This window comes from Photobacterium angustum (assembly GCF_002954615.1).
In the GTDB taxonomy this organism is placed as follows: domain Bacteria; phylum Pseudomonadota; class Gammaproteobacteria; order Enterobacterales; family Vibrionaceae; genus Photobacterium; species Photobacterium angustum_A.
On sequence record NZ_MSCJ01000003.1, the window covers coordinates 1,143,112 to 1,155,941 of the forward strand.

At 34.8% G+C, this 12,830-nt stretch carries 11 protein-coding genes; 4 read left to right on the forward strand and 7 right to left on the reverse strand.

Translation table 11 applies throughout. From position 1 onward, the window contains the following. The first annotated feature begins 66 nt into the window (after positions 1–66). Positions 67–906, forward strand: a complete 840-nt coding sequence (locus BTO08_RS19865; protein WP_105062311.1) for an SDR family oxidoreductase — start codon at positions 67–69, stop codon at positions 904–906. 217 nt (positions 907–1,123) lie between these two features. Here the strand turns inward: BTO08_RS19865 and BTO08_RS19870 are convergent, their stop codons facing one another. The 3 genes from BTO08_RS19870 to BTO08_RS19880 form a co-directional block, all read right to left on the reverse strand. Beyond that, positions 1,124–2,386: a dicarboxylate/amino acid:cation symporter gene (locus tag BTO08_RS19870; protein ID WP_105062312.1), complete on the reverse strand. Its 1,263-nt coding sequence runs from the start codon at positions 2,384–2,386 to the stop codon at positions 1,124–1,126. 389 nt (positions 2,387–2,775) lie between these two features. Then, positions 2,776–4,245, reverse strand: a complete 1,470-nt coding sequence (locus tag BTO08_RS19875; RefSeq protein WP_105062313.1) for a trypsin-like serine protease — start codon at positions 4,243–4,245, stop codon at positions 2,776–2,778. Positions 4,246–4,565: 320 nt separating this feature from the next. Then, positions 4,566–4,979: a hypothetical protein gene (locus BTO08_RS19880; RefSeq protein WP_146108451.1), complete on the reverse strand. Its 414-nt coding sequence runs from the start codon at positions 4,977–4,979 to the stop codon at positions 4,566–4,568. Positions 4,980–5,114: 135 nt separating this feature from the next. Between BTO08_RS19880 and BTO08_RS19885 the strand changes: the two genes are divergently transcribed. Next, on the forward strand, positions 5,115–6,035 hold the full coding sequence (locus BTO08_RS19885; RefSeq protein ID WP_105062315.1) for a DMT family transporter: 921 nt from the start codon (positions 5,115–5,117) through the stop codon (positions 6,033–6,035). Positions 6,036–6,171: 136 nt separating this feature from the next. Then, positions 6,172–6,465 carry a hypothetical protein gene (locus tag BTO08_RS19890; RefSeq protein ID WP_105062316.1) on the forward strand — a complete coding sequence of 98 codons (294 nt, stop codon included), beginning with the start codon at positions 6,172–6,174 and terminating at the stop codon, positions 6,463–6,465. 755 nt (positions 6,466–7,220) lie between these two features. Here BTO08_RS19890 and BTO08_RS19895 read toward each other — a convergent pair. The 3 genes from BTO08_RS19895 to BTO08_RS19905 all read right to left on the reverse strand — a co-directional run bounded on the left by BTO08_RS19895 (position 7,221) and on the right by BTO08_RS19905 (position 9,821). Continuing rightward, positions 7,221–8,060 carry a hypothetical protein gene (locus BTO08_RS19895; RefSeq protein ID WP_105062317.1) on the reverse strand — a complete coding sequence of 280 codons (840 nt, stop codon included), beginning with the start codon at positions 8,058–8,060 and terminating at the stop codon, positions 7,221–7,223. Between the two features lie 209 nt (positions 8,061–8,269). Next, complete coding sequence (locus tag BTO08_RS19900) at positions 8,270–9,328, reverse strand: acyltransferase family protein (protein ID WP_105062318.1); 1,059 nt, start codon at positions 9,326–9,328, stop codon at positions 8,270–8,272. Between the two features lie 313 nt (positions 9,329–9,641). After that, positions 9,642–9,821, reverse strand: a complete 180-nt coding sequence (locus BTO08_RS19905; protein ID WP_005364965.1) for a hypothetical protein — start codon at positions 9,819–9,821, stop codon at positions 9,642–9,644. A gap of 202 nt (positions 9,822–10,023) precedes the next feature. Between BTO08_RS19905 and hemB the strand changes: the two genes are divergently transcribed. Further along, the gene (gene hemB / locus BTO08_RS19910) at positions 10,024–11,016 is read left to right on the forward strand and encodes a porphobilinogen synthase (RefSeq protein WP_105062319.1); all 993 of its coding nucleotides are present in this window, start codon (positions 10,024–10,026) and stop codon (positions 11,014–11,016) included. Positions 11,017–11,169: 153 nt separating this feature from the next. Here the strand turns inward: hemB and nagE are convergent, their stop codons facing one another. Next, positions 11,170–12,651, reverse strand: a complete 1,482-nt coding sequence (nagE, locus tag BTO08_RS19915) for an N-acetylglucosamine-specific PTS transporter subunit IIBC (protein WP_105062320.1) — start codon at positions 12,649–12,651, stop codon at positions 11,170–11,172. Positions 12,652–12,830 lie beyond the last annotated feature (179 nt).

Genomic DNA, 12,830 nt, shown 5'->3' on the forward strand with positions numbered 1-12,830 from the left:
ACACCTGTAATTTCAAAGGTGTATTTTAAATACAACTTTATTGATCTGGATTAAGGAAATATTAAAATGAATAAGAAAACGGTATTTATTACAGGTTCAAATTCAGGTATGGGCTTATCTACAGCAAAACTTTTTGCGGCAAAAGGATATAAAGTTTACGGAGGAGTTCGTAATGCTGAAACTGGAGAGGCATTAAAAAATAATTTTACTGCTAATGACCTAACTATTACGCCGGTTATCTGTGATGTAACAAATACTAATAGTGTCAATTCGGCTATTGAATCTATTGTCAAAGATAGCGGTAAAATTGATATTCTCATTAATAATGCAGGTTATGGCCTCGTTTCTAGTGTTGAAGAAGGGACTGATGAAGAACTCATACTCCAATACAATGTAAACGTATTTGGTGTGTTCAGAACTTGTCGCGCAGTAATTCCATTTATGCGTGAAGCCGAAAGCGGTATGATCATTAACGTTGGCTCGTTCTTAGGTAAGATGGGGCTTCCACTGTTAACTCATTACAACTCAAGCAAGTATGCGGTTGAGGGCATTACTGATTCGTTACGCTATGAACTAAGTCCATTTGGTATTAAGGTTCATACTATCGCGCCAGGCCTATTCAAAACTGGGTTTGTAAAAAATGGGCTTAAAGCGAACACTAAAACAACAAGTGAAGATACGCCTTATGCCGCTCAAGCGAACAACCTTCTCCCTCAAGTTGTAGATATGATAAACAATGGACCTTCACCTGATTTAGTCGCTGATGCCATACTTTCAGTGGCCGAAGGTAAAATTACAGATGCACGAGTTCCTGTTGGAGAAGATTCTGTTTACTTCAGTGATACATTGAATAAGCAAAACCAAGAAGAATTTGAAACCACAGTTAAAAACGCACTTTCACTATAACGAATTCAACACAGTAGCCTATTTTATTACCAAGTCGTTCTACTGATTTATTCAGAGCAACTTAGATTTATTTAATAATCAACCTGATAAGCTGAAATGATAATTGATTTACGGGAACTTAAAGATAAAAATTGAGTTCTTTTAAAATCCGAATCATCAATCAGAAACTATAAAAAAGCGGAGCCTAAGCTCCGCTTTATCATTGCAATAATTTCTTTTAGGCAGGATTTACTTCTGCATTTACTGGCTCTTCAATAGCACCTTCAGTTTTAGCAACAATGGTATTTACTGCCGTATCTCCAACTACATTTGATGACGTACAGAACATATCGTTAATACGGTCAACAGCTGCAACAATAGCTAAACCCTCTGCTGGTAATCCTAATTGGTTAAGCAATACACCCACCATCACGATACCGCCACCCGGTACACCACCAGCACCCACAGACAGTAGCAAGATAGTTAAACCTAATGTCACAATGTCTGAAGAGTTAATAGGTTGACCAAATGCATTCGCCACAAAAATGGTTGCTAGTGCAATATAAATAGAGACACCTGACATGTTCATGGTTGCACCTAGAGGTACACCAAAACCTGCAACAGATTTAGAAACGTTTAACTTTTCCGTTAAGGTTCGCATGGTAACTGGGATTGTTGCGTTTGAACTTGCTGTTGATAGCGAGAATAAAACCTGCTCACGTGTTGCACGCAAAAATGCCTTAGGTGATGTGCCCGTCGCAATGCTTACTGCCATTGGATAGAAAATGAAAATCCAGAACACCAACATGCTAACAACTAACGCTACGTAACCTGCAACAGATAACAACGTATCTGAATCCAGTGTTGCCCCTAATTGAATCATTAGCGCGAATACACCGTATGGCGCAAGGCTCATTACTAAGCCAACCAGCTTCATCATGATTTCGTTAGCCACTTTAAAGGTACGAATAGCTGGACCACCACGCGAATCTAGTGCTTGAATAGCAAGCCCCGTTAAAATTGCCATAAAGATGATTTGTAACATGTCGCCATTAGCAAAAGCTTGAACTGGGTTGCTTGGTACGATATTCACCACTAAATCAAAGATATTAGGCGTTTCTGTTGTTGTCAGTTTAACGGATTCAGACACGCTTCCCGCTAAATTCGCGCCTTTACCCGGTTGGAAAATCATACCTACAGCTAGCGCTGCACTGATCGCAATAATGGTATTAATAATGTAAAGCGCAAAAGTTTTACCACCAAGACGACCAAACGCTTTTACGTCTTTTAGCTCCACGATACCGCAGACAATAGACACAAAAACTAAAGGTACAACAAGCAATTTGATTAGGGATACAAACATCCCCCCAGCCCCTTCTGCTGCCCCTAATAAGTAAGTATCAAAGAGTGCGATATCCTTAAAAACATATTGAATTGCTGTGCCGATTATTAGACCTGCAAAAAGACCGACAAAGATCTTTGTTGAGAGCGATTTATCCATTGCTCATCTCCGATTGTTATGTTGTATTTTTATATTTTAATAGTGACTAATAACACTATTTTGCTGCAGAGCCAGTGCATAATACACAACAACATAACAATTCAAAGTATTTATTTACAAAAATGCAACACCTGTCATTTAGAGTAAATAACCAAAATCATATCTATTTATCGCATAACACATTGAGAGGTAATATGTAAATCAGCTATTCCACCTCTAAAAAAGTATATTATTTTGCAAGCAACAAAAAACATCACTGGCTATTTTTCATACAAGTTTTTAATGAGTGTGTTACGTGAAATATCTTGGTGAGAATTAATTTCGTATTATATAACCATTAAAAAAGGCCACCTAAGTGACCTTTGAATTACCTTTAATTGCCTACTAACTCAACGTTTACGCAGTAAAGCTGTAGCAAATAGCAGAAAAAGAGCTATAAAATTAAGGCTGCCGCCACCGCCACCATTATTATTATCGTTATCGTCATCATCATATGGAATTAAATCATCAATTTTATCATTATCATATGGAATCAAATCATCAATTTTATCGTTATCATAAGGAATTAAATCATCAGATTTACTCTTATTAATAACATTCACTTGAAGTGAACTGCCTAAAGAGCCTAACTTTATGAAGCCATCTTTTTCATTATTAACATTAAAGGTTAAATGACATACGTCAAAAGGTTTAATTAAGCGATTACAGTCCGAATCAGAGTCTAAAGTAATATTATCACTAGAAGATAATTCGTCACTGGCAAATAAATTAACACTAGCTACAGTTAAATTCTGAACCATAATATTATAATCTTTTGCAATATCATTCACTTCAACAACAGTTGGCGCGTTCCAACCATTTATTTGTTGGGTTATTACATCCATCGCATCTTTGCTGAATGTTTGATAAATAACAGTTTTATTTGTCGTATGTGAGTATGGTACTAGTGTACCTACATGTGTAATACCATAAGTAAAATCATTACCATGCTGTGTTATAATTATAGGCCCGCCAGAATCGCCATGGTTTGCATTACTATAACCTTCTTCACTTTTATTTTTACTTGTAGGGAGTTTATATTTTAAACTTTTTGAACAAACGTATTCATCTTTTTGAGCGTAATGTACAAAATAAGATAATGGTTCTGGATATTCCTCAAGTTTAAGTCCAATACATTTAGTATCTAATTTAGTTTTTGTTTTCAATAAATGTGTTGATGCTGCATCAGACTTGTCACAGTTACCATTTTGTCCGCATAATGTATCGCCAAAACCTATTACATTTGCTTTTTTTTCTTCTTGTAACGATTCAGGGTTACCAAGAAACACTGCTTTTTCTAATTGAAAATCCTTGTTTATATACTTAGCTAGATCTATAACAATAATATCAAAATATGAAGACCAATCAGAATCTGTCCATTTACTATTTTTTCCTGAAATATTAATGATTTGTTCGTAAGTTTTTGGTTTATTCCTGTTAATATCAGTCGCTTCTAAACCCACAATAAGATCTTCGTCAACGACAGTATTTAAAACAACACCACCACTAAATTTTTTAGGGCGTTGATTTCCAATATCTTGCCCATTCCACCATGGGACACCCGTTGTCGAGTTTTCAACAAAACAATGAGAAGCAGATAAAAGATAATGACCAGCAACAATCACACCACCACAAGAAAAATCTGCAACTATCACGTCAGAAGTATCATTATATTTAAAATGTTTATAAACAGAGGTGAAATATGGAAACTCTTTTGGTGTCGCACCACTACCACCATTAATTTTCAAATCGGCATTTGCTGGTGTAGATAGTAGTAATGGTAAAACTGCTAGAGCAGAAGTAATTAAAGTTTTATTCATTAAAATGTTAACCTTGTTTCAGATAAACCTTGTGAGAATCAATACAAGTACTAACGCATTTACTATTAACAATTTAATAAATACAGACTTAACTAATCACAACACCGTACAATTAGACGCATGTTAAAGATTTATGCTGACATCTGATAACAAGATAAGGACAAAAAGTTACACAATAAGGACTTTCATACACACAACTTCACTTGTTTTAACAAACTAGGTATAAATTGTTGCATATCCCGTTCTAAACTTCGTTTTAATCGATTATTATATACTTTATAAATACTTATCTAAAAATAAAAGCCATGTTTAGGGCTTAGTTAGTTAAGCCAAATTACCAGCCCTGCGATGAGTAATAACGGAATGATTGGAGTAATGAAGTAAATAGCACCGATAAAAAAGACTTTCTCTTCACGGTCTGCTTTATCTATTTCTAAAATGTAGTTCCATGCTTTTTGTACATTATCATTATGACTGACAATATGATTAATCATCAATGCAGGTACAATCGTAGTGCTACCTATTAAAACAAACAACAATTCAATAGGAATATGAACGCTTAAAAAATAGTCTAGTATGATGTTAATGGTTAAAAGTACCATCTGAAAGGGAATAGTGAGAGCTATAACCGTCTCCCAAGATTGCATTCTCCCATTAGAACTAGTTAAATTCTTAGGCGCTATACTGATGTAGACAACAGATAGTAATAGCTTTAACTGATCAACTTTTTTCAACGGCGTCACCTACTAGTTAAAAATATCACTTTTATCCTAACATTTTCACATCTGGTTTCATTCTGGTTCAGCATGTCTCTTTTATAGTAGCTTTTGATATTTATATAGAGCGTTAAGCAAAGTGGCTAGAACATCATGAAACCTCAATACAATAATATGCTTGGCGCATTCTTAATCATTATTGCGACGCTATCACTTACTATTAAAGATAGTGCCGATAAGTATTTGATACAACATGGTTACCATCCCGTTCAAATGGTCTTTTTCCGCTTTGCTATCCCGTTTGTATTTATGCTTATCTTTATGCCAAAACAGACGAAAACCGCAATACTGGTAACCAATGGTAAATTATTGATCCGTTCTGCAATGTTCTTAACCTGTGCTGTAGTTTCGGTGATCTCTTTAAAATATATCCCTTTAGAGATCTATATCGTTATTGTACAAATGAGTAGTGTTGCGTATATGCTCGGTGGCGCCATCTTTTTTAAAGAAACTCTGACCTTACCAAAAATTATCGCGACAATCTTAGGCTTTATTGGCGTAGTCGTTGTTATCAATCCCACTAATGTCGATGGGTTACATTGGGTCTATTTATTGCCGTTACTTATTGCAGCAACGACCTCTGGCTATAACCTGATCACCAAAACTATCGACTCAAAAATATCTCTGATTTCTGTTTTAATTAACTCGTTTTTTATTTTAGGTTCAGTTGCAACAATACTACTAATTATTCAGCCTGATATTTGGAAAACACCAACATTAACAGCATTACCCTATTTTCTAACGATTCCAATTGTGACTATCGTGTCGCAATTGTGTTTAATCAAAGCCATGAACGTGGCTGAAGCCTCTCACGTAGCGCCATTCTTCTATTTTCAGATATTGTTTTCATGTGTTTTTGGCTACTGGCTTTTCAATGAAATTCCAACAACATATACAATCATTGGTGCAATTTTCATTGTAATATCAGGCTTAATTATAACTTACGCAAACTATAAACCAGCTTGGGGGAAAGCCAAAAAACAGTCCATCAATAAGTTAAATTCTGCACCATAATGGTCCAAAAGCTCACCTTTTAAGTGCAAGATCATATAATGTCTATATCTTTGATAAGTAACTTATTGTTATAAAAGGACGTAATCTTGGTATACATTTTGGATTAAATATTGTGGTAAATATTTAAGGAGTGACTATGTATACTGAACATAAGCATTTTAAACTACCTAATAATACCTCTGAGGTTGATGTTTTCATTAGTCCAACAGGCGATATTGAAGTAATGATAGAAGGTAATCAACAAGTGCTCAAAGGTGATTTTCATCATCTTTCATTCAAGAAAATGAATGCAGGAGTTGATTTGATATATAAAACACGTTCAAAAAAGAGTTCCTGGGATATTATCCTTACTCCACAGGATGCCGAGATTGTAAGTAAAATGATGAATGAAGCCGATGAATATTATGAAATTATTATGCGAGATTTATAATAACATTAGGGGTTAGATACATAACCCCTTTGATAAATAAAATTATATCTGTCATATAATTACCATCAATGTTCAATATACAGTTAACAATATAATTAAGAATATTAAAACAAATATCACCACTTCGACCACCCATTAGAAAATTATTATTTTCTTGATAACATTAATATAATGATAAAGTTTTATGACATTGTCATTACAGGTATTTTATTGGAATCAATTGTAATCATATATAAATAATATGTTATGTATAACATCACGCCATGTTATGTGTAGAAGTTGAATCCTCGATAAATACTATAATACCAATAAGATAAATAGGTGTATTTCCTACCCAATTTACTCACTGTTATCAATCCATTTTTCTAGCCTCACCTTCTGAATAGCGGCTTATTTTTTCACGGTAATGTTTACCAGAAAAAACACCAGAAAACATATTGCAATAATAAGTAAAATTAAGATTAACCTCAGTGTTCGGTTTTGTTTACTGTTCTTCTTATATCACTGAAAATAAGCACTTTAATAAATAGTAGTTGTTAGTCTTACTCGATTTCGCATTAACACATTATCTATTGATCCGATAGGTATTTATATTTCATAAAATCTTGATATGGTGTGCATTACATTCCCGATCAAAGCACCAGTAGTTTTAACTCATCAACTTTGTCAATTGCCAGAGTTTTTTGTTGATTCTGTTTACTGGTATTGGGAACGATAATTACGTCCCCCAATCTACCTATAAGTCTCAGTTAAGACTAATGAAAAATAACACCTGTATGTTCTTGATTATATGTAATATGAGTAATCATTTTCTCATTGGTATAATTAACAATCTGAATTGATTTATCTGAGGTAAATGTTTTAAATAATACTTCACATTTATCATATTCATTTTTTAATTCAGTAAGTGTTTTACCAAACATATCTTTGACTGTTATCGAATATGGTGAAGACATTTCTTTCTCATAGTTAGAATTTAATGAAAAGATAAGTTCCCCTTTTTTATTGTCATTATTACAGGATAAATAATTTATATGTCCGGCATTACTGGCTTCACTCGCTAAATTAAGCCATCTAAAAGTGAGAGTATCTGCTTGTTCATCAGATGCAGATTCAAAAAAATAGATACCGTTCGGTAAATCATCAACATAGGTATGCGAGATAATGTCGCCGTTACGATACCAGAAGATCTCATACGCCTTCTCTATTGGTAAATTATTGAAATTAAGTGCTGATGATCCAGAGTGCGAAGCTTCAGGAGTATAAGTCGCACCGCCAACACGTATTTCAATATTATCAGGTCCTGATATTAGCACTGGCCCCGATGAGCTATGCATCCCAACTGCCGCATTAAGCTTATTAAATGCTAAAGCTCCATTCTCTGCTTCTATAAGGTTAAGGTGTAAGTTTAATGTTAAATTTTTAGGAGCGTGGTAACACGACATTTCGGGCAAATTACCACAGGTTGTATTTTCAGGTTCTGATACTTCTACTTTATCAGCAGTTACCTGCTCTGCTTCTTTATCACTTCCACTGCCGCCACCACCACAACCCGCCAGTAGAACTAAAGATAATAAGCCGACACTATGTTTCATATTCACTTCCTTTTGATTTATAATTTATTTATTGTTGTTAATAAATACAAAAGCAAATTACCACTTGCAATTAAATCCTAATGACAAATATCACAATATGGATTTTCAACATTTTCAGTCTCAAAAGCAGATGAAAATGTCTGAAAATTATCAAGTGAATTTTAGAAAATCATTTAAGGAAATACGTATATTTATCCTAAATATGACAGTTAAAATATCTCTTTAAGCTTCGGTGTTTTACAAATCACACCAGCTAAAGCGAACGCAATGATCACGCTTGGTATACCTACGACAAAAAAGTTAATCAGCGGAGTTTGCGTCATCAAGGGCTGATAAATCTTAGCAACAGAATATAAAGCGATATCTTGAAAGACATAGGCAGCAAAGGCAGTTCTAGATAACCATTTAGTCCAGTCATTATTTTTATTGAAAAAAGTTTTAAATACATAAAGTACACACATTGACATACCGATAGCGGTAAAGCCTCTAAACAACACATATGAAGATGAAGCGTATTCGCTATTAATTGCGTGTAAGTAAAACATAGTAATCAATGCGAACAGCCACATACAAATACCTACACTTGCATGTTTAACGGTTAGCTTATCTAACCATTGATATTTATAGGCTTGAATACCTAAATAAAACATAGCTATATAAGCAGGGAAATTGCCCAAACTACGAAAGCCCATTAAATTATATCCACCCACATTTTGTAAGTATAAAAATATGTAATTTAAAGGTATCAAAATAAATGCAAAGACAATAATTATCCAGACAGCAGGGAATGCTAAATTTTTACGCTTTTCTGGCTGAGATTTATTACTTACAAAAATTGAGTAAACAATAGAAAAAACTATTAGTGTCCAACAAAACCATGTTACACCAAGATCTATATTTCCAGATTTAAAAATATCAGCGAAATTACTTATAAAACCATTACCAATAAATGGATTAATAACTACTAATGAGATTAAAACTGGGATCCCTAATCGAATAAATTTATCTTTTATAAATAATCGTTGACCTTTACGCTCTAAAGACGATGTTACAAAGTAAGCTGATATGAAAAAAAACAAAGACATAAAATAGGATTGATTAAAGCCTTGAAATAATGTCAATAAATCATACTGGTACACCATAGATGGCTCTACACTTGGTAAATTATAACCAACAGGTTTCCCTCCTGCGACACCCGCAGAATGATGAAGAATAACGATAATAGTTAAAAACCACTTTATATTATCAAGGTAATCGTACCTATTTATCTTTTAATTCACTTTATTACCTTATTTTTTATATTGCTATTAATCTATAGCTTATAAATTTTCTGAATTTAAATATTGTAAATAAATTAAGTGAAAATAAGCTAATAATATTATTCTATGATGACAATATCGAATGTAATTTAGGTATTAAAGTTGTGATTAATACACATATTATATGTATATAAGCGCAATAAGCTATAATGAAATCTCAATAGTTATTTATACATCACAGAGTGTCGCTTTATATTAAAATGTAAACTTAAGAGAGGTAGAATAAAAGTAGATGAGTTAAAATAAACGAGTGGTATGCCATTCAATCACTATTGTCAATCCATCGTTCAAGTCTCGCTTTTATGATAGCTTCTTCGTTCGCTTTTTCTTTCGCAAGGTCAACTTGGTCACGATAAGCTTTACCTACAAAAAAGCCCCCCACTAAGAAACATAAAACAAACAAGATGAATAAGGGAATTTTCGCTTTCTTTATGTTTAACATAGTATATTGCTTCTTTTCAATCTAACTTGTTTCTTCAAAATATAAGTGTAACTTTGTAATAATAGTTAGAAATCCCCAAGATAACCGCTCTAATTACTCATCTACCTATTGCTGTAATAGCTATTTTCTTTGCATAAAAATTTGATCTACGTTGTAATATTTGTATGATATATGTCTAATTATTATTAAAAGACATAATCCAATGACTACTACACTAACTTCCCCATTAAAACGTATCCGTCGTATGCGTCGCAGTGCAAATATGCGTGATCTAGTTCGTGAACACGAATTCAAATTAGCCGATCTGATCCACCCTATCTTTATTGAAGAAACGTTAACTGAAGAAGTGCCAATCAGCACCATGCCTGGGATCTCTCGTATTCCTGAAACTATGTTAGCAGAAGAAGTAAAAACACTTTATAAGTTGGGCATTCGATATGTTATGCCTTTTGGTATTTCACATACCAAAGATGAGATCGGTAGCGATACATGGAATGATGATGGTTTACTGGCACGTATGGTAAAAACCATTAAAGCAGCATGCCCAGATATGATGGTGATCCCTGATATTTGTTTCTGTGAATACACTACGCATGGTCACTGTGGTGTTTACCATGACGAACATGTTTTAAACGATGAAACATTAGAACTATTAGTTAAACAAAGTGTAACGGCTGCACGTGCAGGTGCAGATATGCTTGCGCCATCAGCAATGATGGATGGACAAGTCAAAGCGATTCGAGAAGGGTTAGATGCTGCAGGTTATGAGCATGTGGCTATTCTTGCTCACGCTGTTAAGTTCGCCTCATCATTTTATGGCCCATTCCGAACTGCGGTTGATTGTGAATTAACAGGCGATCGCAAAGAATACCAAATGGATTGTGCTAATGGCCGTCAAGCATTACAAGAAGCATTACTTGATGAAGAAGAAGGCGCAGATATTTTAATGGTGAAACCTGGAACACCTTACCTTGATGTAGTTGCGAATCTTCGTCGCGAAACTCACCTTCCTCTTGCTGTTTACCAAGTAGGTGGAGAGTACGCTGGGATCAAATTTGCCGCCTTAGCAGGTGCTCTTGATGAAAAACGTGTGGTATACGAAACATTAACAGGCTTTAAACGCGCAGGTGCTGATTTAATTGTCAGTTACTATACCAAGCAAGTGGCTGAGTGGATGGCGCAAGACAACCCGTAAGAAACTTAGTTAGATTTCCATCTTAAACCTTGTGCTATCAATAAATAGGTTTAAGACGGCATTTAAATGAGTATTTAATCGAAAAAAGTAAACAAAAAAGGAGTAACTGATTTTTAACTGTTACTCCTTTATCTTAAATATTAACTCAAAATTTTAGTTCATCGTTGCCTTTATACTATTAGCTATTGATTCCGCTTTAGGGCCTAAAATTACCTGTGCGCTTTTCTTACCAATCCGCACCACACCTTTTGAACCAAGGGCTTTAAGGGCTTCTTCATCAAATAAACTACAGTCATTCACACCTAAACGAAGTCGTGTAATACACGCGTCAACAGAGATAATGTTACTTTCGCCACCCAACGCTTCAATATAAGCGACAGGATTAAGCCCTACTTCTTGTGATACTTTACTTTCGTCATCATCAACTGAAGGTGTAGGTAATTTAAATACCTTGATAACAAAGTAGAAAATCACAAAATAAATCACAAAATAAGCAGCAATTAATGGCACCAATAACCATGGTTTCGTTGCTAGTCCCCAGTTAAGAACAAAATCAATCAATCCTGCTGAGAATCCAAAACCATGTAAGATACCCAGTGAATTACAAATCACCATGGATAGACCAGACAGCAGTGCGTGAATACCGTATAAAACTGGCGCGATAAATAGGAAACTAAACTCAATAGGCTCTGTAATACCCGTTAAGAATGAAGTAAAGGCAAGTGATAACAACATACCGCCAACTAACTTACGCTTGTTTTTCGGAGAAGCGAGTGTAAGCGCTAAAGCTGCTCCCGGTAAACCACCCATCATTACTGGATATGCCCAAGCCATATAAACGCCTGCAGTTGGGTCACCAGCAAAGAAACGGTTTAAATCACCACGAGTTGTGATATCAGCAATCTTTGTAATAACCGAGCCATCAATATTTGGTACCATTTGCCCTATTGATAGGTGTGAAACAACACTTGGATTTAAACAAATCTGATGTAAAGATGAGCCTAACTCATACGAGACTTTAGTACATTCCCCAAGGCTGAACCAGAACACAGAATGAAGGAAGTAATGTAAACCTAGAGGTATTAACGCACGATTTAATACGCCATAAATAAAATCACCAATGTAACCACTATGAGCAATCCACCCACTAAAATTATCAATACCTTGCTGCACATATACCCATACTTCGCCGCATACGATTGCCATAATTAAACAGCATAATCCTGCAACAATCGGGGTTAATCGCTTCCCAGAGAAAAATGCTAAGTAGTCAGGCATTTTAGCTTGGTAGGAGTAATTGTATGCATGCCCTGAAATAATACCGGCGATGATACCGGCAAAGAATCCTAGTTTTACGTCAGGGTTAATCGCCGTTGTCGCTTGCGTTAAAATAAAATAACCCACAACCCCTGCTAATGCTGCTGCACCTGAGCCGTCTTTTGATAAACCTACCGAAATACCTAAAGCAAAGATTAAGGGAAGATTATCAAAAATACTGCTACCCGCTTTGGCTATAAAAGTGATGTCTAACAAATCGGGTTGTCCAAAGCGCAGCAATAACGCTGCTATCGGTAATGTCGCGATAGGCAGCATCAGTGCTTTACCTAATCGTTGAAAATAAGCGAAATTGACCATATATGTATGCCTTTTTTTAGAGGATAGATAAGGCTGGTGAAATATAAGGGGGAATTTATATTTCACCTTTAAGTGTACGGATAACATTCATTGTTTATCCCTACCTTTGCCTTTAGCCATACAATAATCTTTTCACCGATCAAGATTTGATACTTTTTTATCAGATAGTAGTACTTTTT

Coding starts and splice junctions, on each gene's coding strand:
- BTO08_RS19865 (WP_105062311.1), top strand. CDS start 67: ATGAATAAGAAAACGGTATTTATTACAGGTTCAAATTCAGGTATGGGC.
- BTO08_RS19870 (WP_105062312.1), bottom strand. CDS start 2,386: ATGGATAAATCGCTCTCAACAAAGATCTTTGTCGGTCTTTTTGCAGGT.
- BTO08_RS19875 (WP_105062313.1), bottom strand. CDS start 4,245: ATGAATAAAACTTTAATTACTTCTGCTCTAGCAGTTTTACCATTACTA.
- BTO08_RS19885 (WP_105062315.1), top strand. CDS start 5,115: ATGAAACCTCAATACAATAATATGCTTGGCGCATTCTTAATCATTATT.
- BTO08_RS19890 (WP_105062316.1), top strand. CDS start 6,172: ATGTATACTGAACATAAGCATTTTAAACTACCTAATAATACCTCTGAG.
- BTO08_RS19895 (WP_105062317.1), bottom strand. CDS start 8,060: ATGAAACATAGTGTCGGCTTATTATCTTTAGTTCTACTGGCGGGTTGT.
- BTO08_RS19905 (WP_005364965.1), bottom strand. CDS start 9,821: ATGTTAAACATAAAGAAAGCGAAAATTCCCTTATTCATCTTGTTTGTT.
- hemB (WP_105062319.1), top strand. CDS start 10,024: ATGACTACTACACTAACTTCCCCATTAAAACGTATCCGTCGTATGCGT.
- nagE (WP_105062320.1), bottom strand. CDS start 12,651: ATGGTCAATTTCGCTTATTTTCAACGATTAGGTAAAGCACTGATGCTG.